Origin of the sequence: Chitinilyticum piscinae, from assembly GCF_015223195.1 — a bacterium.
In the GTDB taxonomy this organism is placed as follows: domain Bacteria; phylum Pseudomonadota; class Gammaproteobacteria; order Burkholderiales; family Chitinibacteraceae; genus Chitinilyticum; species Chitinilyticum piscinae.
Window position 1 is genome coordinate 51,115 of the sequence record NZ_JADFUA010000001.1, and the last position, 23,910, is coordinate 75,024.

Below are 23,910 nucleotides of genomic sequence, written 5' to 3' on the forward strand. Positions count from 1 at the left end.
AAGCCCGGAGCGAATGACCAGCGGCAGCTCAAGGCAGCCCGACGGCCACATGCAAAGCGCCTCTCCGCACTAGAATGACAGTGTGAATATTTACCGTGAGGGACGTGCATCATGACCGTAAAGCTGCACAAAACTCTTGGCTTTACCCTGGTTGAGTTGATGGTAGTCGTCGCCATTCTCGGCATCCTTCTGGCTGTCGGCTTGTCGTCTTACCAAGAGCGGCTCCGTAAAGAATCTCTGAATAACATTGCAGATACTTTTGCCCAAGCAATCAATAACGCTCGATCAGCCGGCCTTGCAAAAAGCTCAGATGTTTTTCTAAGCGCAAAAGATGGGAGCAGTTGGTGCTACGGTGCCCACATTGCACCGCCAGCAGCTGCCTGTGACTGCACCAAGGACCCTTCGGGTGCAGATGCAGACAAATGCGATGCTGCCTTTACCCTGCAGAACAACAATACCGAAATCAGCGCAAGCTTCGGTGACCTTGCAGGCAACGACATACAGATCGACTCCGTACGAGGGCTTCTCAATCCCTCATCAGTGATCTCCGTCACCTTCACAAACAGTGCTGGTGATACTGCGCAAGTTCGCATCGGCAGCACTGGCGAAGCCAGGCGAATTCAATGAGGCTATAGATATGGCACAAGTCAATTATCACTATGAGCAAGGCTACACATTAATCGAATTGCTCATCGCCGTTGCCTTGGCAGTACTGGCCTTAGGCGCACTTGGCTATCAAATGTCTGCACAACTGACGGCCAATCGTGCTCAACTGCGAATGCAAAAAACAACCGCAGATCTGCGCTCGGTGCTGGACATCATTGCCCAGGATTTGAAGCGTGCAGGGTTCGCCAGCACTACCGATCAGGCTGTTATTACTGCATTCAGCCAGAAAAGCAATTACACCCTGTACCAGCTCACGCAGAATACCCCCGTTACTTGCGTGACATTCGCTTATGACCGTGACAGCGACGGTGCACTCGATGCAAATGAAGGGTTCGCTTACGCATTCGACTCCGCCAACAAGACGATTCGCGCTTATCAGGGGGCGACACCAAACTGCAGCAATCTGACGGCCGCAGGTTGGACAGCGCTAACCAACCCGGCACAAACAGCGATCAGCAGTCTAACGTTCACCCTCCAAGCCCCAGGTACGCCCGCAACAGCGCCAACAGAAACGCAGAAAGGCGTATGTCCATTCAATATTGCCATTACGATCAGCGGTGAATCGGTGCAAAAGTCCGGGACGCCATTTACCGGCACACAGACACTGCTGGTAAAGGTTCGTAATGACAGCAGCAGTTATCTTTCGGGAAGCAACTGCAATTACCCTACCCCGACTCCGGCCCCGGCCCCATAACATGCAGGAGCAGATGATGAATACCCATCCTCAATTCCGGAGACAAAAGGGCCTTGTCACACTGGCCGTCTCCATCATGACACTCGCTATCGCGTCTGTAGTGGTTATCTATGCCTATAGCAGCACGATCAGCGAAATCGGGCAACAACAAGGCACGCTAAAGAGCATTTACTCCCGAAATGCGGCCGAAGCGGGGGTAGAGTATGCCATTGCCGCCATTAATGCTAATACAGCCACTTACCTCAACTCCGACGGCTCCATCAAGAAAAGCTCATTGGAATTACCCATCGCAAAGGTGAATGTTACCAATGCCGCTGGCGCCAACATTCAAGTGGATCCCAAAGCTCGCTTTGCGATTGCAATCAGCCGTGCATCTACGACCTCGCCGATTCAAATTACCAGCATCGGCGGCTACAATTGCGGCTCTGCCAGCAACACCTCACAAAGTCAGCTGATTGATAGCTGCGAATCCGTTTCTCGCGTTCAGGTCATGATCAACCTAACCACAACCACAGGCAATCCCTATCCTGGACTCAGTGATGCGTTGGTCACCCTCGGCGATGCAGAGTTTGGGGGATCGAGCTGTATTCAAGGTGGCGGTGGTGGAAATGCGGTTCACTCAGGCGGAACGATCAAGCGAACCACCAGCTTTTCTGGCGATGATTGTACCGACAATAACGGCAAAGGCGTATATGGTGAGTCCTTCCAGAATGACGGAAATCTGAAATCCCTCGAAGGTAATAATGCCCTTGCGGCAGAGACCATTTACGGCATGTCTGCCAAAGACTTGTGCGCCGACAATAAATACAAGCCCGGCGACAACCTGGCAAAAGACCAAGACGGCAAAGTAATTGTCAATGGGCTTAAGCTTGACCCCGCCAACTTTCAGACACCCGGAGTGTATTGCTTCAAAGGGGATGTCAAATTGGGCGGTAGTGGTAACGATACCTTTGGCCTAGAAGGTGTTGGTCAAGGAGTTGTGATCTACGTCGAAGGCCAAGTAGAAATGAACGGCAATGCCACTATCAACGGAATTGTTCATGCGACAGGTGCAATGACGCAAGGCACCGGTAATGTTTCTGTCAATGGTTCATTGATCAGTAACGGTTCATTCAAGTCGAATGGCAACATCAAGATTCGTTTTGTCGGCGATGGTGTCCCCCCCCCTGGTGGAGGAACCAGCGACAAGAACTATCGCGTTGTTGCCGGTAGCTGGAAAGATTGGGAATAAGGAGACGCACCATGAAAACGATGCAATTACGCCGCAAACAAAGCGGCAGCATGATCCTTGAAGTGGTTGTGTCCCTCCTGATTTTAGCCATTGGCTTGCTGGCACTATACCGCTTGCAAATTGGGCTAGTTAGTCAGAGCAGCATCTCTTCACAGAAAAATTATGCTGCCATGAATGCGCTGCGGATTATGGAAGGGATACGCGGCAACAAATTCCAGCTTTCGGCGACGGATACCGAGCTGCAAAAAGCCCTGCGTGGCACCGATAGCTATCAGGGGGATGCGGCGGCATTCAGCTTCGCTCTGCTTCCCATCAACAGTGGCATCGCAGGCCTTACCCAGTACGCTACTCAAGTCAACTGGACCGATCAGTACGGCAAACCGCAGCAGCTGGTTCTGGTTAGCTATGCCAATGCACTGATGCAAACCACCCTGGGCTCGACCAGTGGTGGCGGCGGCAACAATAGCAAATTCAGCGGCATGACGGCGCCAGACTACAAGGATGGCAAGACCTATAAAGACAAGAGCATTGTCTCGAAAGATGGCAAGCAATACATACTGAATCTGCCCAATGCCAACAATATTGTTGGCAACAAGGACACCGCCCCCGGGGTCAATCCGGACTGGAAAGAGGTGAAATATTACGCCGAGGGCACCGTCACCTGGTGGAATACCGAGGCCAACTACGGCGTCTGCAGCGTCACCGCCAATAGCAGCAATGGCAATCCCACACAATGTGCCGCACAGGAGGCCAGTGGCAAGTTATTGCGCCAACTCTGTGCCAAGCAGGATGGCTCCGACCCCAACTGCTACAAGGATGCCAAGGACAAGCAGTACTACAAGATCAATGGCACTGTGGATAGCAATGGGAAAACCAAGTATTACGCCTATTCGATCACACTGGATTACTCCTGCCTCTCCGCATCCGACACCATGCAGCTGGTGCTGACCTGCAAGGACGCCCAGGGCAGTACTCTGACTACCATCGGCAGCACCACGGTAACGACCAGCAAGCCATCAGGCCCCCCGTACGCCTCGGATGTACCCCTGAAGCATTTCGGTGCTGATGAAGGCGTGTCCGTCCCGTATGACCTGCCCATCGTGAAGGTCACCGACCCGGTCTTCAAAACCGATGCCCCTGCACCATTGCCGACCAACTGCACCCCGGATCTCGTATTCTGGGAAACAGTGAAGAGTATCGTTTATCGCAGCCCGTCGGACTACGACATTCTCTATCGTCAGGGTGATGCGGTGTGCTATCTCAATTCGGGTGTACCGACGATTTACATCGCCATGGCCGAAATCTCGGCACTGTACAACAACCAATGGGCCACGACCGAGACCTTCTACCCGTCGACACAGACCAACATGTGGACATCCAAGGCCATTGCCTGCGATCCGACCACCACTCCGGCAGGCCTGCTGATTACACCCAGCAATGTGGCCAACTTCAAGAATGGTGACGTCGGCTGCTTCTCGGATACCTTCGGGAATAACCAGACCACCGTGGGCATCTGGGCGGTAGTGACCAATCAAACCAGCAGCAATGGGTCAACCATGCCGTCGACAGTGGGTAGCAAATGGACCTTTGTCTGGGAAAATGGCCTCAATGGTGCCAACCGCAAGTGCTATAAGGCCAACACCAGCAATCCAAGCAGCAAGGACTTTGCAACGGTCATTACCTGCCCGTCCAATAGCAGTGCAACTCCGGTACCAACAGTTGCCCCCAGCGTGACTCCGACTGTGACTCCCACTGTGACACCGACCGTGGCGCCTACATCGACACCGGTTCCATCGCCGACACCGACGCCAGTTACGTACAGTGTCAACATGCAGGTGTTTGTCAATGCACCGAACAACCAGTCCACTACTTGCTCGACCAAGGTGACTTCAGGCACTGCCACCAGCAATTGCACCAATGCCACTGGCAGCTTTACGGGTACTGGTGGCTATGTGCAGCTGAGCCCGGCGCCTGTCTGCTCGGCAACCAGTAGCCCGGCTACCGTGACCACCTCTTGCACTACGGCGAATGGCAAGGCTGCCAGCAACAATGTTTCGGTCAACATCGCCAACAGCAATGGCTGGGTACAGCTGTATGTCGATAACTTCAAATAATCCGTGAGCTGCAGCAAACAACAACAGGGGGCGATGCCCCCTGTTGTTGTTTGGCTATCCAATCAGCGCTTCACTAACAGGGTCAGCCCATCCCCCACCGGCAGCAGGCTGCACTCGACCCGGTCATCGTCACGCAAATCCCGATTAAACTGGCGCACGACCCGCACGCCAGCAGATTCACCCTCCACCGGCTCAGCCACCCGTCCGCCCAGCAGCATATTGTCGAGGATAATTAGCCCTCCGCGACGCACCAGCTGCAAGCCGCGTTCGTAGTAGGCCGGATAGGCGGGTTTGTCGGCATCAATGAACATGCAGTCAAATTCACCGGCACGTCCCTCTGCCAGTAGCTCATCCAGTGATTTCATGGCGTCCTGCAGGCGCAATTCAACCCGGTGTGCGACACCGGCTTTTTCCCAGTGCTGCCGCGCGATACGAGTGAACTCGGCACTGGCATCACAGGCCACGACCAGACTGTCTTCACCCATTGCCAGTGCGGCAGTCAGTGAGCTGTAGCCGGTAAAGGTGCCCACCTCCAGATAGCGCCTAGCGCCGATCAGACGCAGCAGCAAGGTCAACAGCGCCCCCTGTTCGGGAGCCAGCTGCATTTTCGCCAGCCGATGGCCTGCAGTTTCATGGCGCAGATCAGCCAGCGCAGGAGCTTCCCGCAAGGTATTGCGGCGGAGATAGTCCTCAAGCAGGGAGGACACAGCCAGATTGGAACGGCTCATGGAAACAGTGATGCGCTAAAAAGCGCAAGTATACCGCGTCAGGCAGGGCTCGCTTCGCTTAGCCAGACCGCATCAATATACATCATCATGTATTCGAGCGCGAACTGCACCAATATTTGGCTACAGCCATATACCAACAGAAATCAGCCCTGATTATTCGCTTGCAAGCTGCAAGCGATAACGTTCCAGCTGCAGGCGGAACTCCAGATCGGCAAGTCGTCCGAGCATGTGCTTGCTCAGGCGCAATGTGGTGCCATGGCTACGGAACTGTTCACTCTGCAATTGCTGCAGGCGCTTGTAATGATGCAAGGCCCCCTGATAATCCCCCTGCTCAACCAGCAAGCCCGCCAGCAGCTCTTCGGTCTGAACCTGCATGCCCCCCACGACACCGAGGGATTGCTGGGCAACAACTTCCTTGAGGTAGTCGCTGGCACGGCGTGGGTCGCCCAGCTTGAGATAGGTACGCCCCAGAGCCAGCTGGACATGCACCTGTCCCCACACGCTGCCGCAGGCGCGCAAGATCGCCAGCGCGCTCAGCAGATGCGCTTCGGCACGCTCATAATCACCCTGCTCGAAATGAATCAGGCCGATGTAGGAACTGATTTCGCCATCCCACTCGGGCAGATCCAGCTTGCCCTGCGCCATAATCTGCTGCGCCTGAATGATGGATGCCATTGAACTGGCGGTATCATGCAGGCGGTAATAATCGGCTGCCAGATTGATAGCTATCTCGCAAGAAAGGCGCAGATCGCCAAGACCGTTGGCAATTTCCTGCGCCATGGCATGCGCGCGCACTGCACTGCTGAAATCATCGAATGCGTAGTAAACCTTACCAATGCCAACGTAAGCCTGCGCGCACAGATTCATCTGCGAAAACTTGCTGGCTTCCTCCAGGGTCTTCAGCCAAACCTCCAGCGCCCGGAAAAAATCGCCGTTGCCGTAATGAATCCCCCCCTGGGCTAGCCGGCCCTCAAGCAGCAGCCCGGAAAGCTCTAGACGGGTTGCCAGACGGATTCCTTCATTGAGCAGGGTCTGGGCTTCGGCAAACTCGAACAGCAAGGCATGATTCTTGCCCTGCTCGATGAATAACCGGGCCAACAATGCCTCGTCCCCCAGCTGACGCACCTTGGGCAGCAAGACTTTCAGGCGGCGCAGGCGCTGGTCGGCATGCGGCTCGGTGAGACTGATTGCATCGAGTTCAGCCAGCAGCGCCTGACGGGGTAGCTCGTCCATCATGCCTCCTCTGCCAGATAGACCCGGTTGCGTCCTTCGGCCTTGGCCCGGTACAGGGCTTGATCGATACGCAACAGCCAGTCGGGAACCTGTTCATCCAGTCCCAGCTCACCGACCCCGACACTGAGGGTTACCCGCAAGCCATCCTGAATGGATTGCCAGTCCTCCCCCGGGATGCGGTTGCAGATGCGCTCGCCAATCTTGCGGGCGATCTCCAGTGGTGCACCCGGCAAGAACAGCAGAAATTCCTCACCACCGAAACGCACCAGCAAATCACTGTCCCGACAGAGCTCCAGAAACACCCGCGCGCCTTGCTGCAAGACCTTGTCACCGACAAAATGGGAATAGCGATCGTTGATCTGCTTGAAGTGATCGAAATCCAGCAGCAATGCGGAAAAAGGGACGCCAGCCAGCCTGGCCTGCCGGATCAGCTCGGGCAGACGCTCATCCATGGCGCGCCGGTTGAACGCACCGGTAAGCGTATCCCGGTAGGCTGCGCTTTCCAGCCACTGCATGCGCCGCAAGCCATCATCTGTCTGCTTGCGCAGCTGGTTGATTTCCATTTCGGAATCCAGAAGCCGCAGCCGCATCTCCACATTGGCCAGCCTGCGCACCGACAGGCTTTGCAGCCGACGGCTGGAGTCCTGCTGTGCCAGCGCCATGAAGTGCGTGTGGTAGCCGACATGATGCATAACCGCACGGATGTAATCAGCACGCGCTTCATAAAGCTGATACAGCTCTTCATGCAATTGCATCAGCAGATGCAGGGCATGGAACTGCTCGGCCAGCGCCAGCCCGGCAAGCAGATCGCTCGCGGCCTGTTCATGCAGCCCCTGCCGGCGCCGCAAGCGCCCCAGTCCCAGCAGATTGACGGTCTGCCCCCACAAGAGCTTTGCTTCGACATTAATGGCATAGGCCTGCTGCAGATACCGCTCCGCCGCATCCAGTGCCCCCTGACGCATCGCGATGTCGCCAAGGTAGTTGTAGATTTCGGCCTGCCAGTTCTGCCGGCGCGGCAGAATCAGGAACTGTTCGGCATGATGCAGGGTCTGGGCAGCGAGCTCAAAGCGTTCCAGCGCAACCAGATCCGCAGCAAGGTGCAGCAATGCTTTGCAGCGCAAATCGACATCAGGCTGAAAAGCGGCAAAATCGACCGCAGAGGCATGGAAACGGAAAGCCGCAGCATGATCCTCATGCAGTACATAAACATTGCCGATGCCATTGAGTGCTTCGACATAGTAGGACAAGGCTTCGCCTGCCAGGGCGGAATCAAGGGCGGCAAGCCAGGAAGTCACTGCCTGCCGCTCGTTTCCCAGTGCAAAGTGACAGGCCGCGATGGCATCATGGCAAGCAGCCAGAGCCTCTGGCTCGTCCTGCCCCTGCGCAAGCCGCAGCGCTTTGCGCAGGCGCGGCATCGCCTCCGAAGCACGCCCCAGCACCGCCAGTGAGCGCCCCCACCACAGCAATGCCCTGATCTCGCCTGCCCGGTACCCCGCCTGGGCCGATTGCAGCGCCGAATCACGTGCAAGATCAATGGTCACGGTACAGTCGACCGTGTACATGGCCTCAGCCTGAGCAAGGCGCTCATCAATCGCGGCAGGGTGATCAGAGTCGGCGGTTTTCATGGCTCGAACAGCTGTGTTGTTCCCATGTTATAGCCGGCTGGAGCATGCTATGCCCAACCGTAATCAGGCATTGAGCTGTTCCAGCAAGGCTCGCAATTCGTCACTGTCACCGACTTCGAGCATCCGGTCGATAATCGCCTGCTGCCGGGCGAGATCGGCACCGAGCAGGCGCTGCTTGACCTTCAGCAGCTGGATCGGCAGCATCGAGAAGCGCCGCAGTCCGAGCCCGAGCAACAAACGGGTCAGCTGCGGATCACCCGCCATTTCGCCACACATGGATACCGGCTTGCCCTTGCGGTTGGCCGTGGCAATGATGTGTTGCAAGAGATGCAGCACGGCCGGATGCAAGGGATCGTAGAGATGTGAAACCGCATCATCGTTGCGATCCACCGCCAGCGAATACTGGATCAGATCGTTGGTCCCGATCGAGATGAAGTCCAGATGGTCAAGAAAATGGCCAACAGCCAGTGCTGCCGCGGGCACTTCAATCATGCCGCCCAGCTCGATGGCCTCGTCAAAGACAATCCCTTCCTCGCGCAACTGGGCCTTGACCTCATTGAGGTGCTTCATAGTCTGGCGCACTTCGCCAAGATTGGACAGCATCGGCAGCAACAGCTTGATCTTGCCGTGGGCAGAGGCACGCAACAAGGCGCGCAGCTGGGTACGGAACAACTGGGGCTCGGCCATGCACAAGCGGATACCGGTCAGCCCCAGCGCCGGATTGGGTGATTCACTTTCTTCCTGCCACTTGGGAATCTTGTCCTTGCCCAGGTCCAGTGTACGGATGATCACCGGCTGGCCTCGCATGGCCTCAGCCACCGCCCGGTAGGCCTGATACTGTTCCTCCTCGGTCGGCAGGTCATCCTCGCGCAGGAACAGGAATTCGGAACGGAACAGGCCAATGCCGGTCGCACCGTTCTCCAGCGAAAGTGCGCAATCTTCCGGCAGCTCGATATTGGCGCAGAGCTCGACCTCCACTCCATCGGCTGTCACCGGCTGGCGGGTGCGGATATCCTGCAGCGCGCGCTGCTTGTCCTGCCACTCCAGCTGGCGAGCCCGGTATTCGACCAGAATCGATTCGTCCGGATCGACAATCACCACACCGTTGATGCCGTCAACGATGATCAGCTCGTCTTCGTCAATCAGTTCGCGCGCATGACGCAGCGCCAGCACCGAAGGCAGATCCAGACTGCGTGCCAGAATGGCCGTGTGGGATGTCGGCCCGCCAACGTCGGTGATAAAGGCCAGATACTGCGTATCCTTGAACAGCACCATATCGGCCGGGCTGAGGTCATGCGCCACCAGAATGGCATCCTCACCGACCGATACCGGGGTATGGTCACTGGCCTCGTGTCCGGCCAGCGTTTTGAAAATGCGCTGCGCAACCTGCTCGACATCGGAGCGGCGCTCGCGCAGATATTCTTCCTCGATTTCATCAAATTGCGCGAGCAGGGTTTCCAGTTGCTGGCTCAGTGCCCACTCGGCATTGCAGCGCTGCAGTTCGATGATTTGCCGTGGCTCGCGCGACAGGGTATGGTCGTTGAGCAACATGATGTGCAGAGAGAGAAAGGCGCCCAGTTCCGCAGGCGCATTCTCGGGGATGCTGCCCCAGAGCGTCTCCAGCTCCTTGCGCGTGACGCGGATGGCCTCGTCAAAACGGGCCTGTTCGGCAGGAACCTCCTCCGGCCGCAACTGGTAATGCGCAATTTCGATGTCTGCATGCGTGACCAGATGCGCGCGACCGATCGCAATCCCGCCTCCGATACCGATGCCATGCAAGGTAATGCTCATCCCGACTCTCCTCCTGCGCACCTGCCCGGATCTGTGCCCGGTCAGCCTCTTATTCGCCTTCGCCGAATCGATCCGCCACCAAGCCGGTCAACGCCTCCAGCGCAGCCGCTTCGTCCGGTCCATTGAAGGTCTCGATCAGAATGCGGCTCCCCTTGCCGGCAGCCAGCATCATCACCCCCATGATGGACTTGGCATTGACGCGCTTCTGGTTGCGGCTGATCCAGACCTCGCACTGGTACTGGCTGGCGAGCTGGGTAAATTTACTGGAAGCGCGGGCATGCAGACCCAGTTTATTGATGATCTCGACTTCCTGTTGCGGCATTGCGTCTTTCCTGTCCCCTCAAGGGGTATCTTCATCCATCACACTGCCCGTCTAGCCTTCACAGCTAACCCCATGGCAGTATCAATCACTTACCTGGCCATTCTCAGGCTGCAGCCCTAGCCCTGCGGCCCGGCTGGCAACATGTAGAGCACGCCCTCCAGTCCGCCCGTCAGCGCCTTGCTGACGACGATTTCGATCGGCTGATGACCATAGGTCAGCGCCCGCACCAGCATCGGCAAATTGACCCCGGCCACTGCCTCGACCCGCCCCGGCACGATCAACCGGTTGGCCACATTGGAGGGGGTACCGCCGAAAATATCCGTCAGCAGCAGCACGCCGCTACCATCATCGACGTCAGCGATCAGCGCCTGCGCCCTGCGGACAATTTCGTCCGGGTCGTCAGCCTTGCTGACCGCCAGCTGCTTGAGCTGCGGCAACGGTCGCCCCATGATGTGCTGGGCGCAGGTAATCAGCGCCTCGCCCAGCGCATAATGGGTAACGATAATGATCCCTACCATTCAAATCCCTTCCGGCGTAAGCCTACTGTTATTCATCATATCGTTAATTGCTGTTTGCGGGGATGACAAACCACAAGATGCGACGTGGAAAAAAGACACCGGCATCACGGCAGCAGCCTGACATGCGCCGGGCGCTGCAACCAGTGTAGCCGTTGCTGCATTCCGCTGGTCAGATAGACATCACCTTGCGCATCCACCAGCAACACGTCACGGATACCAAAGCGCTTGGCAAACCCTGACGCACTACCCACGCCGCCGATGAACAGCGGCTTGCCGGCTACATCCGAATAGGTTCCCGCCAGGGCACCAGCCGGAACAATCACGGTAGCGGCCATCATGTCCCGGGCCGGCTCACCAGTGCGCGGATCAATCAGATGCGAATAGCGCACCCCGTCACGCTCGAAAAACCGCTGATAATCACCCGAAGTACCGATTGCCTCGCCATCCTGCAAAGCCACGCTCGCCATCGCCCCGGCCTGGCGCGGATGCTGAATGCCCACGGTCCAGTCCTGATCCCCTTTGTGTCCCAGGGCCAACACGTTACCGCCAATATTGATCAGCGCATTACGTACCCCATTGGCACGCAGATACGTGGCAGCGCGGTCCAGCGCCCAGCCCTTGGCAAAGCCGCCCAGATCGAGCTGCACGGCGGGATTGCCGCTACGCACCGTCAGGCCATTGATCTCGAGTTGCTCCAGCGATGGCTGGCGCGCCAACAGTGCCCTGAGCTGCCCGGCATCGGGGCGCACCGGCGCAAAGGTATCCTTGTGAAAGCCCCAGACCTCGACCAGCCGGCCAACCGCCGGGTTGAACAACTGGTCGCTGCGGCGGGCCACATCCTGCGCCAGCAGCAGCAGGTCGCGCAATTCGGCATCAACCGTATAGGATTGCCCGGCGGCGATGGCCGCATTCAACCGGGTGATTTCCGAGGGCTGCCAGGCGTGCAGCCTGGCATGCAGACGATCCAGATCGCCGAGCACCGCTGCGGCGTGCTTGCTGGCCTCTGCATCAGACAAGCCGTAGATGCTGATCTGCACCCGCGTACCGAACACATAACTTTCCTGCTGGTACAGCGCCGGCTTGCCGCACCCAGCCAGCAGCAGCAGCGCCAGAATCAGCGCCAGCCATGCACTCAGGCGCACCGGCGTTCCAGCGCGTCGATAAAGAGGCCGGCGACATTGATGCCGGATTGCGCGGTGATTTCCTGGAAACAGGTTGGACTGGTCACATTCACTTCGGTCAGGTGCTCACCGATGATGTCGAGCCCGACCAGAAGCAGCCCCTGCGCAGCCAGCTGCGGGCCGAGCGCTTCGGCAATTTCCCGGTCCCGGGCACTCAAGGGGCGCGCGACGCCCGATCCGCCCGCGGCCAGATTGCCGCGCGTTTCACCCTGCTGCGGGATGCGCGCCAGACACCAGTCGACCGGCTTGCCGTCAATCAGCAGCACGCGCTTGTCGCCGTCAATGATCGCCGGCAGATAGCGCTGCGCCATGATGGTACGGCGGCCATTGTCGGATAGGGTCTCAAGTATGCTGCCCAGATTCGGATCCGTCGGGGTGATGCGGAAGATACCCATTCCCCCCATGCCATCGAGCGGCTTGACGATCACATCGCCCTGCTCGCGCACGAAATCGCGCAGTTGCACCATATCCTGGCTGACCAGTGTGGGCGCGATGAATTCGGCAAAACGCAGGATGGCGAGCTTTTCGTTGAAATCCCGCAGCGCCCGGCCGCTGTTGAAGACCTTCGCCCCCTGCATCTCGGCCAGGGTGAACAGCTGCGTCGCGTAGTAATACTGCTGATCGAACGGCGGATCGGTACGCATGATTACCGCATCAAAATCGCGCAGTGCCTGCGCCTGCCCCTCTGCCGAGGCGAACCAGTGCTTGTATTCCTGGGTCGCGGTCAGAGTCAGCGCATGAGCCTGCGCCAGGACCACGCCATCGCGTACCGAGAGTTCGTGCGCCTCGCAGGTGAACAGCGCATGCCCGCGCGCAGCAGCTTCGCGCAGCATCGCATAGGTCGAATCCTTGTGAATCTTGAAACCGGCCAGCGGATCAGCCACCACCAGAATACGCATCGTCATTGCTCCTTTATCCGGAGATTTTCAGCAGCACCACGCCGGCGAGAATCAGAAAAGCCCCCAGCAGGCGCCCAACCGTCGCGGCATCGCCAAAACACAGCACGCCAATCGCAAACGTGCCGGCAGCCCCAATCCCCGTCCACACCGCATAGGCTGTACCGATCGGAATACTGCGCTGCGCCAGCCACAGCAGCCAGCCGCTCAGCGCCATGCACAGCAGCGCAACCGCAATCCATAGCCAGCGCTGGCCGGTGGTTTGCGAAAGCTTGAAACCCAGCGGCCAGCCGATTTCAAACACACTGGCCGCCAGCAGACACAGCCAGGCGCCCAGCCCGCCACTCACACCACTTCGCCTTCTTCCAGCTCCAGCGAGCCAGCCAGCAAGGCCAGCCGCGCCACCACACCGTAGGCATAGAAGCGGTTGGCCTCGCAATCGGGCGAACCGTCGCAATCAGGGGTCGATAGCGAGGTGGCAAATGCCAGCGGCTCGAAATGCATCCCCGGCGCATTCAGGTTTTCGTCGATGCCGCGACCGGTATGCACCCGGTAAAAGCCACCAATCACGAAACGGTCGAGCATGTAGACCACCGGCTCGGCCACGCCTTCGTCGATGGTTTCAAAGGTCGGCACGCCTTCCTGCACGATCACATCGTGCACGGTCACGCCTTCCTTGATCACCGACATCTTGTTGCGCTGCTTGCGGTTGAGCCCCACCAGCTCGGCACCGGACTTCACGCTCATGATGCCCATGCCGTAGGTGCCGGCATTGGCCTTGACGATGACAAACGGCGCTTGGTCGATGCCGTGCTCGGCATATTTGGCGCGGATCTTGTCAATCATTGCATCCACGGTTGCGGCGAGTTTTTCTTCGCCTTCGCGGGCATGAAAGTCCAGCCCGTCGACGTGCTCGAAGTAAGGATTGATCACCCAAGGATCGATGCCGATGAGCTCGGCAAATTCGGCCACCACGCGGTCGTAGGCAGCGAAGTGCGTCGTCTTGCGGCGCACGGCCCAGCCGGCATGCAAGGGCGGCAGCAGGGTCTGCTCGATGCCCTGCAGGATATCGGGAATGCCCGCCGAGAGATCGTTGTTCAGCAAGACGACACAGGGCGAGAAGCCGGCAACACCGACACGATTGCCCTCGCGCACCACCGGCTCCAGCAGCAGCTTGCCGCCATCGGGCAACTCCAACTCGGTCGCCGCAGTGATTTCCGGATTGAGCGAACCAACGCGCACGACCATGCCGGCCTGTCGCAGGATCTTGGCCAGCGCGGCGACATTCTGCAGATAGAACAGATTGCGCGTGTGGTTTTCCGGAATCAGCAGAATGCGGCGCGCATCCGGACAGTAGCCCTCCAGCGCCATCATCGCGGCCTGCACCGCCAGCGGATGAAAATCGGGATTCAGATTGTTGAAGCCGCCGGGAAACAGATTCATGTCGACCGGAGCGAGCTTGTAGCCGGCATTGCGCAGGTCAACCGAGCCGTAGAAGGGCGGCGTGTGCTCCTGCCACTGATTGCGGAACCAGTGCTCGATTTCCGGCTGGGCGGCAAGAATCTTGCGCTCCAGCTCCAGCAGCGGCCCGGTCAGGGCCGTGGTAAGGTGCGGTACGCTCATGGCGTCTCCGGATAGGCTTGGGAATCCTGCCTAGATGGAGGCAGGCACGGCGAATTCAAGGCTGGCTTGCAGACAAATACAAATCGGCGTCAGTGATTGGCAGCCACCCCTAGACTGCCTAGAATATCGGTAAATTTGAATACGCTCTTCGATTCTAGCGGAAAAGCCGATATGAAATACACGCTGCGCCAACTGCAGGTCTTTGTTGCCGTCGCCCGCCACAGCAGCGTCTCGCGCGCGGCCGAGGAGCTGGGCCTGTCGCAATCGGCGACCAGCACCGCGCTGGGCGAGCTGGAAAAACAGTACCAGTGCCAGCTGTTCGACCGCGTCGGCAAGGCGCTGCGCCTGAACGAACTCGGCCTGCAACTACTGCCCCGCGCCAGTGCGCTGCTTGACCAGGCGGGCGAAATCGAAGGACTGCTGGCCGGCCAGACCGATTGTGGCACGCTCAGCATCGGCGCCACGCTGACCATCGGTAATTACTTAGCCACACTGCTGATCGGCAATTACATGCAGCAGCACGCCAATAGCCGCGTGCAACTGGCGGTGCACAACACCGCCACCATCATCCAGCAAGTCGCGCGCTTCGAGCTTGACCTGGGCCTCATTGAAGGCGATTGCCAGCATCCCGACCTGGAGGTCCACCCGTGGATCAACGACCAGCTGGTGGTGTTCTGCGGCCCGCAGCACCCGCTGGCCGCGAAAGGCAAAGCCAGCATTGAAGAACTGCTGCGCGAAGCGTGGATCCTGCGCGAACAGGGCTCGGGCACCCGCGACACCTTCGCCCAGGCAATGCGCCATCACCTGTCGCAACTGAATATCCGGCTCGAGCTGGAACATACCGAAGCCATCAAGCGGGCGGTGGAATCAGGGCTGGGCATCGGCTGCATCTCGCAACTGGCACTGCGCGAAGCCTTCCGCCGCGGCAGCCTGGTAGCGCTGGCCACACCGGAGCTGGATCTCTCCCGCCAGTTTCACTTCCTGTGGCACAAGCAGAAATTCCAGACCGCCGGAATGCGCGCCTTTCTGGAAGAATGCCGCACCTTCACGGGTGCGGCACGCAGCAGTGATGAACTGTCGCTACCCTACATACCCTGACAGATATATTGGCGCACCCAGGATCTAGAAAGAAGAACCGGCGTATACCCCGCCAAGCCTGCGTACCGGCAAGGCCAGCCAGCGCAACTGCACCGTGTCACCAACGCGTTGATGGCATTCCAGATGCGGGCGCTGGCAATCCAGCGTGTAGGCACTACCCTCCAGCCAGTCTTCATACAGCCACTGGAACCACACCGGCATGCCCTGCGCCTCGACCAGCGCGTACAGCCCGCCGGGCAGGCTGCGTGTGACCAGGGTGGACGGCACCGCAGCCGGAGCAGGAACGGCCAGCTCGAACACGAACTGCGCCGGGCCGACCAGACCGAAATCGTCCTGCATCACCCCGTAACAACAACCGCCATCCGGCAGCAAATCCGCCGCCGCAAGTTCACCGGCGTAACGGCTGACCTGTGTTGCCAGTCCATCGGTACCAACACCATGCCAGCGCCGGTAAACCACTTGTTGCGCAGGCAGCGTGCGCAGCTGCACGCGTCCGGCCAGCCCGTCACGCCCGTGCGGCGCCGGCTCGGGAACCGGCGTCGAACCGTCTCGGGCGATACCCAGCACCTGATCCATATAGCGCCGCCAGCCACCGCGCCGCCATTCGCGCGCCGGCATGCCGAACTGGCGGCGAAACGCCTTGGCGAAAGCGGCATCCGACGAAAAACCGCAATCCCGGGCAATCACATGAATCGGGGTATCCGTATCGTGGCGCACCCGCTGGGCGGCGCGCAGCATGCGCCGCAGGCGGATGTGCTCAAAGGGCGGCTCGCCGGTCGCCGCATGGAAAACCCGGTCGAAATGGCACGGCGAAAAACAGGCCAGACTGGCCAGCTCTTCCAGCTGCAAGGGCGCATCCAGGCGCGCCTCGATGTAATCCATCACCCGCTGGATGCGGCGTCCGCGCGAGTCTGCCACATCCAGCAGCGCGCTTTCACGCGGGCGGGCAGAGTGCAGGACAGGCTGCTGCCAATCCTGGCGGAGCACAGCGGCAAGGTGCATGGGCGGCTAATCCGGTAAAAATTCCCGCACATTATGCGGCACAAGCAAAGCGGGGAACTTGTCCGGATTTGCGCATCCGCCGGCAGGCACAGCCCAGAATCTGCGCGGATGGGGCTCCTGGCCGCACAATCCGCAGCGCCGCAGCGGCTGCGGTCTTGCACTTGGCCTCAGGCTGCGGCAAGCTGTCGGGATTGTGGCCATTGCGGCCCGATTCCACGCCCCAGGTATACCCGACATGACCCGCATCCTGTTTGTCGAAGACGATCCCGAACTCGCCGAGCTAATCAGCAATTTCCTGCGCTCCTTCGAATTCAGTGTCGAAGTCCACTCCGACGGCAGCCGGCTGATCGACACCGTCCGCGAGAATCCGCCCGAACTGCTACTGCTGGACATCATGCTGCCCGGCAAGGATGGCCTGACCCTGTGCCGCGAGCTGCGCGAATTCTGGCCAGGCCCCATCGTACTGCTGACCTCGCTCAACAGCGACATGAACCAGATTCTGGGGTTTGAGATCGGCGCAACCGACTACGTGGTCAAGACCACACCACCGTCGGTTCTGCTGGCCCGCATCCGCGCCCACCTGCGCAGTGCCGGCACCCAGCCGGCCCAAGCAGGCAGCCCGGCGGCACCGCAGGAACGCTCGACACTGAATTTCGGCAAGCTGCAAATCGACGCCCGCAACCGTACCGCCAACTATCACGGCCAGCCGCTCGGCCTGTCGACCGGCGACTTCGACCTGCTGTGGGAACTGGCCAGCCATGCCGGCGACATCCTCTCGCGCGATCACCTGCTCAAGCAGCTGCGTGGCATTGAATACGACGGGCTGGATCGCAGCATCGACGTAGCCGTTTCCCGCCTGCGCAAAAAGCTCGACGACGATCCGAATGAACCGCGCAAGATCAAGACGATCCGCCACAAGGGGTATCTCTTTGCCACTGACGTGTGGTGGCAAGAGTAAGCGCATACCCAGCAGTGTATCAACCCAGAACGGGGAGCCAGCCAGCTCCCCGTTTTTGCAACCGCCCGGAATCACGCCATGCGCCAGCTCTTTCTGCGCTTCTACCTCACCGTCGTCGTCTGCTTCCTGATCTCGGCCACACTGATCGGCGGTGCCTACAAGCATCTGATCGACCGCACCAATCAGCGCTACCTGATCGACATCTTCAAGACCACGGTCACCATCATCGAGGAAGAGCTGGGCGATCTGCCCCGCTCGATCTGGCATGACGAAGCCGCCCGTCTGCGCGGCAAGCTGCCAGTCCCCGTCCAGATCGAAAGCGTGGACGCTTACCAGCTCTCGCCGGACAACAAGGCGACCCTGCTCAACGGCGGCATCATTCTGCTGTCGGACAAGGAACTGTATCTGCATCGCATTCACCAGACCGAGCTGATGGTCGTACTCGGCCCCATTCCCTATCTGTCACGACTGGAAGGCATGTCGTGGATCGACTGGCTGGCCATGGCACTGATGTGTGCAGCACTGGGCATCCCGACCTGGCTGTGGATGCGGCCATTCTGGCGTGACGTGCTGCAGCTGATCAAGCAAAGCCGGCGCCTGGGCAATGGCGATTTCACTTCGCGCGTCGAACTGGCTGACAGCTCGGCACTGGCACCGCTCGGCGTCACCTTCAACCGCATGGCCAATGACATCCAGACCCTCACCGCCTCTCGCCGCGCCATGCTGGATGCCGTGTCGCATGACTTGCGCACTCCGCTGACCCGCATCCGCTACCGGCTGGAAGCACTGAAAGCCGGCGCCAGTGTCGACGGCCAGATCGCCGCCGTCGAACGCGACCTCGGGCAGATCGATCAGCTGCTCGAAGAGTGGCTGACCATGTCCACACTGGATCGCGCCCAGCTGCGTTTGAATCTCGAGCTCAAGGATATCGCCGCGCTACTCGAACTGATTTGTAACGAGAGCGCACAACAGAATGCCGCTCCGGCCTTCAGCAATGCCACGCCGTTTGCTTCCGCCTTCATGGAATACGACAGCTACTACCTTGGCCGGGCGGTCACCAACCTGCTGTCGAACGCCCACCGTTACGGCGGCGACACGGTGCAACTGACCCTGGCCTGGGGCGAGGGCGTCGCACAAATCCACGTTGACGATAACGGTCCCGGCATCCCCGACCATGCCCGCGAACGTCTGCTGCAACCCTTTGAACGCATGGAAAACAGTCGCAACCTGGCCACCGGCGGTTTCGGACTGGGGCTCTCCATCGTGGCCATGATCATGCGCGGCCATAATGGTGAAATCCGCATCGAAACGTCACCGCTGGGCGGGGCACGCATCACGCTGGCCTGGCCCACTCCGCTGGTCGATGGCGGACAGCTGTAATCCGATTACATTAACCCGCGTTAACAAACGGTTGTAAAACTACATTCAGTTACAGCGTGCTACCAAGCCAGCCAACACGAATAACAGCGAATGCCCATAATCCGCTCCACACAAAATTCATCCCGTTTGTTTGGAGAAAAAAGATGACCAAGCTGCTGTCCGCTCTCGTTGCCGCCCTGTTTGTATCCGTTGCCGCTCACGCTGGCGACGCCTCCGCTGTAAAGACTGAAAAGCACGCCAAGAAGGCTTCCGTAGCTTCCAAGGCTTCCGCTGCTCAGAAGGCTCAAGCCAAGAAGGCTTCCGCTGCTTCCGTAGCTTCCAAGGCCTCCGCTGCTCAGAAGGCTCAAGCCAAGAAGGCTTCCGCTGCTTCCGTAGCTTCCAAGGCTTCCGCTGCTTCCGTAGCTTCCAAGGCTTCCGCCGCTCAGAAGGCTCAAGCCAAGAAGGCTTCCGCTGCTTCCGTAGCTTCCAAGGCTTCCGCCGCTCAGAAGGCTCAAGCCAAGAAGGCTTCCGCTGCTTCCTCCGTAGCTTCCAAGGCTTCCGCTGCTCAGAAGGCTCAAGCCAAGAAGGCTTCCGCTGCTTCCGTAGCTTCCAAGGCTTCCGCTGCTCAGAAGGCTCAAGCCAAGAAGGCTTCCGCTGCTTCCGTAGCTTCCAAGGCTTCCGCTGCTCAGAAGGCTCAAGCCAAGAAGGCTTCCGCTGCTTCCGTAGCATCCAAGGCTTCTGCTGCCAAGTAATTCCGTATTCCGGATTACGCGGTATCATCAAAAACGGGACTTCGGTCCCGTTTTTGCTTTTCAGGACACCCCATGCTGCGCCGACTTCCCCTCTACCTACCCATCGCCGCCACGGCAGGTCTGTTTGCTTCCCTGATCTGGTGTACTCGCACTCCGGATTCCCGCGCCCCCGCCGCATCCACACCTGCCGCAACACCGAATAACTCTCCCAGCGCATCCGCGCCACAGGATGAAACCACCCGCCAGCGTCTGGCGCTGTTTTTCGGCAAGGATGATCGTGAATTCATTGCGCCCCTCTATGCATCGCCCTTTGCCGCGATCGGACGCCTGGAAACCGTGGCCGGCAGCACGTGCACGGCAACACTGGTCAGTGACACGCTGGCCGTAACCGCCGCGCATTGCTTCCTGATGGAGCCACGCAAGATCGATAACGGCAAGTGGTTCCTTGCCGGCTACCATGCCGGCCAGTATGGCGCGAAATATGCCGTAAAGGGGCAAGTATTCCATCCTCGCTTCCAGAAAGGACTGCGCTACAAGGGCGAAGATGTCTATATCGACCCGAGCGCTGCCGCCTACGATATCGCCTGGCTAAAACTGGAGAAAGTGGAAGGTATAGCCCCACAGCCCTTGGCACTTCTTGATCCAAAGCTGGATACCCTGAAGACCGCCTTTAACAGCACCCAGTGGCGCGTCACCCAGGCCGGCTACGCCGAAGATCACGACGACAAGCTCACAGCCCATCGCCACTGCCTGGTGACCCAACTGCGCGACAACCACACGCTTTATCACCAGTGCGACACCCTGGCCGGCGACTCGGGATCGCCGCTCTTCATCGCCACCACACAAGGCCCGCGAGTGATTGCGGTACAAAGCTCCGCTCCGGACTGGTTCAATCGCGGCGTTGCCGACAACGTCGCGGTAACCGTTCTGCAACTTCCCAAACCACCGCAGTAACACACACGACAGAGGAATCGCCGCAAGCCGGCCGCAAACCGTTTGTGACAGTCTGTCTGCACGATACAAGTCCGGCCGCGCTTCGGATTACAATGACCGATTCTGATTGATTGCCCGGAATCACCGTCATGGATATCCAAGCCTACATGCAAGCAGTCGGGCGCCAGGCGCGCGCCGCCAGCCGCGCCATGGCCCGCGCCTCGACTGGCGCCAAGAACGCCGCACTGAATGCCATTGCCGACGCCATCGAACGCGACGCCGCCAGGCTGCTCGCCGCCAACCAGCAGGATATGGAGCAAGCCCGCGCCGACGGGCTCGAACCAGCCATGCTCGATCGCCTGCAACTGACGGAAAAAACCATCGCCACCATGGCGCAAGGCCTGCGCGAAATGGTTGCCCTGCCCGATCCGATCGGCAATATGGGCGATTTCAAATACCGCCCGTCCGGCATCCAGGTCGGCAAGATGCGCGTACCACTGGGCGTGATCGGCATCATCTACGAAGCCCGCCCGAACGTGACGGCCGACGCCGCCGGCCTGTGCATCAAGTCCGGCAATGCCACCATCCTGCGTGGCGGCCGCGAAGCCTTTCACTGCAATCAGGCGATTGCGGCCTGCGTGAAGGAAGGGCTGAGCAAGGCCGGCCTGCCGGAAGCAGCAGTGCAGATCATCGAAACGCCCGACCGTGCCGCCGTGGGTGAACTGATCACCATGAGCGAATTTGTCGACGTCATCGTGCCGCGCGGCGGCAAGGGCCTGATCGAGCGCATCAGTCGCGATGCGCGCGTCCCGGTGATCAAGCACCTCGACGGCATTTGCCATGTCTATATCGACGACGAAGCCGACCCGGAAAAAGCCATCCGCATTGCCGACAACGCCAAGACGCATCGCTACGGCACCTGCAACACCATGGAAACGCTGCTGGTGAACGACAACGTCGCCGAGCTCATCCTGCCGGAACTGGCCAAGGTCTACGCCGCCAAGCAGGTGGAGCTGCGCGGCTGCGACAAGACCCGCGCGATTCTGCCGAGTATTGTCGCCGCAACAGATGCAGACTGGGCGACCGAATACCTGGCGCCGATTCTGGCGGTGAAGGTTGTCGCCGACCTCGACGAAGCGATTGCCCACATCAACCAGTGGGGCAGCCATCACACCGACGCCATCATTACCGAAAACTACACCAAGGCGCGCCAGTTCCTCCGTGAAGTGGATTCGGCCTCGGTAATGGTCAATGCCTCGACGCGCTTTGCCGACGGCTTTGAATATGGCCTGGGCGCGGAAATCGGCATCTCCACCGACAAGATCCACGCCCGCGGCCCGGTGGGCCTCGAAGGGCTAACCTCCGAAAAGTGGATTGTGCTGGGCGACGGCGAAATTCGCAGCTAAACACCAACAACAAAAAGCCCCTGGCAGTATCTTGCCAGGGGCTTTTTGTTGAGCGGCTTCGCATCACATACCCCCCCAAAAAAAAGACCACCTTGCGGTGGTCTTTTTCAGCCAGGAAGCAATCAGGCCGCAGCCTTTTTGTCTTCCTGCTCGATGCGATGGGTAATCCACCACTGCTGGGCAATCGATACCAGGTTGTTCACCACCCAGTACAGCACCAGACCCGACGGGAAGAAGAGGAAGAACACGCTGAACACCACCGGCATCATCTTCATCATCTTGGCCTGCATCGGATCCGGCGGCGGCGGCGACAGCAGCTGCTGCACATACATCGACACGGCATAGATCACCGGCAGGATGTAATACGGGTCCTTGACCGAAAGATCGGTGATCCAGAACGCCCACGGCGCCTGGCGCATTTCCACGGCAGCAATCAGCATCCAGTAGAAGGCGATGAACACCGGAATCTGAATCAGGATTGGCAGGCAGCCACCGAGCGGATTGACCTTTTCGGTCTTGTACATTTCCATCACGGCCTGCTGGAACTTCATCTTGTCGTCGCCGAAACGCTCCTTCAGCGCTTCCATGCGCGGCGTGAGCTTGCGCATCTTGGCCATCGAGCGGTACGACGCATTGGACAGCGGGTAGAACGCCGCCTTGATCAGCAGGGTAACGATCACGATCGCCCAGCCCCAGTTACCCACGACTGCGTGAATCTTGTCCAGCAGCCAGAACAGCGGCTTGGAGAAGATCGCGAACATGCCGTAATCCTTGGCCAGATCCAGACCTACTGCCGTTGCATCCAGAATCTTGGTTTCCTGCGGCCCCAGATACAGGCTCATCGCCTTGGACTGCGAGGCACCCGGCGCGATCTGCGGCAGATCGACCAGCGTACCGGCGTAGAACAGGTTGTCGCTATTGGCAATCTTGCCCAGCTCGAAACGGCAGTCGTTCGGCGCACAGACCGATTGCTGGCCGATCGGATTCAGCAACCAGGCACTTACGAAATAGTGCTGCACCATCGCCACCCAGCCGTCCTTGCTGGTTTTCACGTACTTTTCCTCGCCCTTGGCGATGGCGGAGAAGTCGTTTTTCTGGAACTTGCCAGCTTCGGTATACACGGCCGGACCGGTATAGGTGTGCGTGCCGAACATGCCCGGATTTTCCACCTTGCCATCACGGATCAGGCGGTAGTAGCCGGTTGCAGCCAGCGGCTTGTCGGTGCTGTTGGTAACCTGCTGGCTGACGTTCACCAGATAGCTGCCACGCTTGAAGGTCAGCACCTTGGTGGTTTTCACGCCGTTCTGGCCGGTGTATTCCAGCTTCACGTCCACGGCATCCTGCCCCTCGGCCAGCTTGTAGCTGGTCTGCGCGGCAGTAAATACGGCCGTGTGATCGGGCAGGCCGTCACCCTTCAGGCCGGACTGGGCCACGTAAGTGTGCTGGCCACGATCCTGCAGCAGCACAAAAGGCTTTTTCGGATCATCGGTGGCACCGATTTTCAGCAGCTCGAGGTAGCGGATATCGCCACCGACAGTATTGATCTCGGCACGCAGCAGGTCGGTTTCCACCGTAATGACCTGCCCCTTGGCCAGGGTACCGGCCGGCACAGGAGCAGCAGCAACGCCACTGGCCGTGCTTACACCGGAAGCCGTGGCCACCGCCGAAGCCAGCTTGGGCTGCGGATTGTTTTTTTCCATCCAGGTCTGCCAGCCGAACAAGATGCCGAAAGACAGAACGATGAAGATGATTAGACGCTTGGTATCCATTGAATACTCGA

General features: G+C 59.3%; 22 protein-coding genes. 10 read left to right on the forward strand and 12 right to left on the reverse strand.

The features are described 5' to 3' along the window. The first annotated feature begins 111 nt into the window (after window positions 1-111). From INR99_RS17760 to INR99_RS00265, 4 genes are read left to right on the forward strand one after another with little or no spacing between them, the layout of a single operon-like run. On the forward strand, window positions 112-627 hold the full coding sequence (locus INR99_RS17760; protein WP_308431419.1) for a prepilin-type N-terminal cleavage/methylation domain-containing protein: 516 nt from the start codon (window positions 112-114) through the stop codon (window positions 625-627). A 10-nt stretch (window positions 628-637) separates the two neighbouring features. Further along, on the forward strand, window positions 638-1,360 hold the full coding sequence (locus INR99_RS00255; protein WP_194114286.1) for a prepilin-type N-terminal cleavage/methylation domain-containing protein: 723 nt from the start codon (window positions 638-640) through the stop codon (window positions 1,358-1,360). A 16-nt stretch (window positions 1,361-1,376) separates the two neighbouring features. Then, window positions 1,377-2,591 carry a DUF8470 domain-containing protein gene (locus INR99_RS00260; protein ID WP_194114287.1) on the forward strand — a complete coding sequence of 405 codons (1,215 nt, stop codon included), beginning with the start codon at window positions 1,377-1,379 and terminating at the stop codon, window positions 2,589-2,591. Between the two features lie 11 nt (window positions 2,592-2,602). Next, a complete protein-coding gene (locus INR99_RS00265; protein WP_194114288.1) occupies window positions 2,603-4,705 on the forward strand; it encodes a hypothetical protein in 2,103 nt (700 codons plus the stop codon). 62 nt (window positions 4,706-4,767) lie between these two features. Here INR99_RS00265 and INR99_RS00270 read toward each other — a convergent pair whose 3' ends face one another. The 10 genes from INR99_RS00270 to gshA form a co-directional block, all read right to left on the reverse strand. Continuing rightward, window positions 4,768-5,433: a class I SAM-dependent methyltransferase gene (locus INR99_RS00270; protein WP_194114289.1), complete on the reverse strand. Its 666-nt coding sequence runs from the start codon at window positions 5,431-5,433 to the stop codon at window positions 4,768-4,770. 153 nt (window positions 5,434-5,586) lie between these two features. Next, window positions 5,587-6,666: a tetratricopeptide repeat protein gene (locus INR99_RS00275; RefSeq protein WP_194114290.1), complete on the reverse strand. Its 1,080-nt coding sequence runs from the start codon at window positions 6,664-6,666 to the stop codon at window positions 5,587-5,589. Beyond that, window positions 6,666-8,291: a GGDEF domain-containing protein gene (locus INR99_RS00280; protein WP_194114291.1), complete on the reverse strand. Its 1,626-nt coding sequence runs from the start codon at window positions 8,289-8,291 to the stop codon at window positions 6,666-6,668. The genes INR99_RS00275 and INR99_RS00280 overlap by 1 nt, the downstream gene beginning before the upstream one ends. Before the next feature lie 63 nt (window positions 8,292-8,354). After that, complete coding sequence (gene ptsP, locus INR99_RS00285; RefSeq protein WP_194114292.1) at window positions 8,355-10,082, reverse strand: phosphoenolpyruvate--protein phosphotransferase; 1,728 nt, start codon at window positions 10,080-10,082, stop codon at window positions 8,355-8,357. Between the two features lie 49 nt (window positions 10,083-10,131). Beyond that, window positions 10,132-10,404, reverse strand: a complete 273-nt coding sequence (locus INR99_RS00290) for an HPr family phosphocarrier protein (protein ID WP_194114293.1) — start codon at window positions 10,402-10,404, stop codon at window positions 10,132-10,134. Window positions 10,405-10,520: 116 nt separating this feature from the next. Continuing rightward, window positions 10,521-10,922 (reverse strand): PTS sugar transporter subunit IIA, encoded by a 402-nt coding sequence (locus tag INR99_RS00295; RefSeq protein WP_194114294.1) that lies wholly within the window; start codon window positions 10,920-10,922, stop codon window positions 10,521-10,523. Between the two features lie 104 nt (window positions 10,923-11,026). Further along, window positions 11,027-12,064: an FAD:protein FMN transferase gene (locus INR99_RS00300; RefSeq protein WP_194114295.1), complete on the reverse strand. Its 1,038-nt coding sequence runs from the start codon at window positions 12,062-12,064 to the stop codon at window positions 11,027-11,029. Beyond that, window positions 12,055-13,002, reverse strand: coding sequence for a glutathione synthase (gene gshB, locus INR99_RS00305; protein ID WP_194114956.1), 948 nt, complete (start codon window positions 13,000-13,002; stop codon window positions 12,055-12,057). The genes INR99_RS00300 and gshB overlap by 10 nt, the downstream gene beginning before the upstream one ends. Window positions 13,003-13,015: 13 nt before the next feature. Continuing rightward, the gene (locus INR99_RS00310) at window positions 13,016-13,348 is read right to left on the reverse strand and encodes a DMT family transporter (RefSeq protein WP_308431420.1); all 333 of its coding nucleotides are present in this window, start codon (window positions 13,346-13,348) and stop codon (window positions 13,016-13,018) included. After that, window positions 13,345-14,622, reverse strand: coding sequence for a glutamate--cysteine ligase (gene gshA, locus INR99_RS00315; RefSeq protein ID WP_194114296.1), 1,278 nt, complete (start codon window positions 14,620-14,622; stop codon window positions 13,345-13,347). Before gshA ends, INR99_RS00310 begins: the two co-directional genes overlap by 4 nt. Before the next feature lie 171 nt (window positions 14,623-14,793). Between gshA and INR99_RS00320 the strand changes: the two genes are divergently transcribed. After that, the gene (locus INR99_RS00320; protein ID WP_194114297.1) at window positions 14,794-15,720 is read left to right on the forward strand and encodes a LysR family transcriptional regulator; all 927 of its coding nucleotides are present in this window, start codon (window positions 14,794-14,796) and stop codon (window positions 15,718-15,720) included. 24 nt (window positions 15,721-15,744) lie between these two features. Here the strand turns inward: INR99_RS00320 and INR99_RS00325 are convergent, their stop codons facing one another. Then, the gene (locus INR99_RS00325; RefSeq protein WP_194114298.1) at window positions 15,745-16,722 is read right to left on the reverse strand and encodes an AraC family transcriptional regulator; all 978 of its coding nucleotides are present in this window, start codon (window positions 16,720-16,722) and stop codon (window positions 15,745-15,747) included. Window positions 16,723-16,957: 235 nt separating this feature from the next. Between INR99_RS00325 and rstA the strand changes: the two genes are divergently transcribed. From rstA to INR99_RS00350, 5 genes are all read left to right on the forward strand, one after another. Beyond that, complete coding sequence (rstA, locus tag INR99_RS00330; RefSeq protein WP_194114299.1) at window positions 16,958-17,680, forward strand: two-component system response regulator RstA; 723 nt, start codon at window positions 16,958-16,960, stop codon at window positions 17,678-17,680. A 78-nt stretch (window positions 17,681-17,758) separates the two neighbouring features. Continuing rightward, on the forward strand, window positions 17,759-19,060 hold the full coding sequence (locus INR99_RS00335; RefSeq protein WP_194114300.1) for an ATP-binding protein: 1,302 nt from the start codon (window positions 17,759-17,761) through the stop codon (window positions 19,058-19,060). A 143-nt stretch (window positions 19,061-19,203) separates the two neighbouring features. Next, window positions 19,204-19,791: a hypothetical protein gene (locus INR99_RS00340; RefSeq protein ID WP_194114301.1), complete on the forward strand. Its 588-nt coding sequence runs from the start codon at window positions 19,204-19,206 to the stop codon at window positions 19,789-19,791. 72 nt (window positions 19,792-19,863) lie between these two features. After that, window positions 19,864-20,745, forward strand: coding sequence for a trypsin-like serine peptidase (locus INR99_RS00345; RefSeq protein ID WP_194114302.1), 882 nt, complete (start codon window positions 19,864-19,866; stop codon window positions 20,743-20,745). A 128-nt stretch (window positions 20,746-20,873) separates the two neighbouring features. Continuing rightward, window positions 20,874-22,130, forward strand: coding sequence for a glutamate-5-semialdehyde dehydrogenase (locus INR99_RS00350; RefSeq protein WP_194114303.1), 1,257 nt, complete (start codon window positions 20,874-20,876; stop codon window positions 22,128-22,130). A gap of 122 nt (window positions 22,131-22,252) precedes the next feature. On the opposite strand, the gene yidC is transcribed toward INR99_RS00350, so the two are convergent. Then, window positions 22,253-23,899 (reverse strand): membrane protein insertase YidC, encoded by a 1,647-nt coding sequence (gene yidC, locus INR99_RS00355; protein ID WP_194114304.1) that lies wholly within the window; start codon window positions 23,897-23,899, stop codon window positions 22,253-22,255. Window positions 23,900-23,910: the final 11 nt, after the last annotated feature.

What these genes read in the sequence shown, in the direction of transcription:
- INR99_RS17760 (WP_308431419.1), top strand. Translation starts at nt 112, where the DNA reads ATGACCGTAAAGCTGCACAAAACTCTTGGCTTTACCCTGGTTGAGTTG.
- INR99_RS00255 (WP_194114286.1), top strand. Translation starts at nt 638, where the DNA reads ATGGCACAAGTCAATTATCACTATGAGCAAGGCTACACATTAATCGAA.
- INR99_RS00260 (WP_194114287.1), top strand. Translation starts at nt 1,377, where the DNA reads ATGAATACCCATCCTCAATTCCGGAGACAAAAGGGCCTTGTCACACTG.
- INR99_RS00265 (WP_194114288.1), top strand. Translation starts at nt 2,603, where the DNA reads ATGAAAACGATGCAATTACGCCGCAAACAAAGCGGCAGCATGATCCTT.
- INR99_RS00270 (WP_194114289.1), bottom strand. Translation starts at nt 5,433, where the DNA reads ATGAGCCGTTCCAATCTGGCTGTGTCCTCCCTGCTTGAGGACTATCTC.
- INR99_RS00275 (WP_194114290.1), bottom strand. Translation starts at nt 6,666, where the DNA reads ATGGACGAGCTACCCCGTCAGGCGCTGCTGGCTGAACTCGATGCAATC.
- INR99_RS00280 (WP_194114291.1), bottom strand. Translation starts at nt 8,291, where the DNA reads ATGAAAACCGCCGACTCTGATCACCCTGCCGCGATTGATGAGCGCCTT.
- ptsP (WP_194114292.1), bottom strand. Translation starts at nt 10,082, where the DNA reads ATGAGCATTACCTTGCATGGCATCGGTATCGGAGGCGGGATTGCGATC.
- INR99_RS00290 (WP_194114293.1), bottom strand. Translation starts at nt 10,404, where the DNA reads ATGCCGCAACAGGAAGTCGAGATCATCAATAAACTGGGTCTGCATGCC.
- INR99_RS00295 (WP_194114294.1), bottom strand. Translation starts at nt 10,922, where the DNA reads ATGGTAGGGATCATTATCGTTACCCATTATGCGCTGGGCGAGGCGCTG.
- gshB (WP_194114956.1), bottom strand. Translation starts at nt 13,002, where the DNA reads ATGCGTATTCTGGTGGTGGCTGATCCGCTGGCCGGTTTCAAGATTCAC.
- gshA (WP_194114296.1), bottom strand. Translation starts at nt 14,622, where the DNA reads ATGAGCGTACCGCACCTTACCACGGCCCTGACCGGGCCGCTGCTGGAG.
- INR99_RS00320 (WP_194114297.1), top strand. Translation starts at nt 14,794, where the DNA reads ATGAAATACACGCTGCGCCAACTGCAGGTCTTTGTTGCCGTCGCCCGC.
- INR99_RS00325 (WP_194114298.1), bottom strand. Translation starts at nt 16,722, where the DNA reads ATGCACCTTGCCGCTGTGCTCCGCCAGGATTGGCAGCAGCCTGTCCTG.
- rstA (WP_194114299.1), top strand. Translation starts at nt 16,958, where the DNA reads ATGACCCGCATCCTGTTTGTCGAAGACGATCCCGAACTCGCCGAGCTA.
- INR99_RS00335 (WP_194114300.1), top strand. Translation starts at nt 17,759, where the DNA reads ATGCGCCAGCTCTTTCTGCGCTTCTACCTCACCGTCGTCGTCTGCTTC.
- INR99_RS00340 (WP_194114301.1), top strand. Translation starts at nt 19,204, where the DNA reads ATGACCAAGCTGCTGTCCGCTCTCGTTGCCGCCCTGTTTGTATCCGTT.
- INR99_RS00345 (WP_194114302.1), top strand. Translation starts at nt 19,864, where the DNA reads ATGCTGCGCCGACTTCCCCTCTACCTACCCATCGCCGCCACGGCAGGT.
- INR99_RS00350 (WP_194114303.1), top strand. Translation starts at nt 20,874, where the DNA reads ATGGATATCCAAGCCTACATGCAAGCAGTCGGGCGCCAGGCGCGCGCC.
- yidC (WP_194114304.1), bottom strand. Translation starts at nt 23,899, where the DNA reads ATGGATACCAAGCGTCTAATCATCTTCATCGTTCTGTCTTTCGGCATC.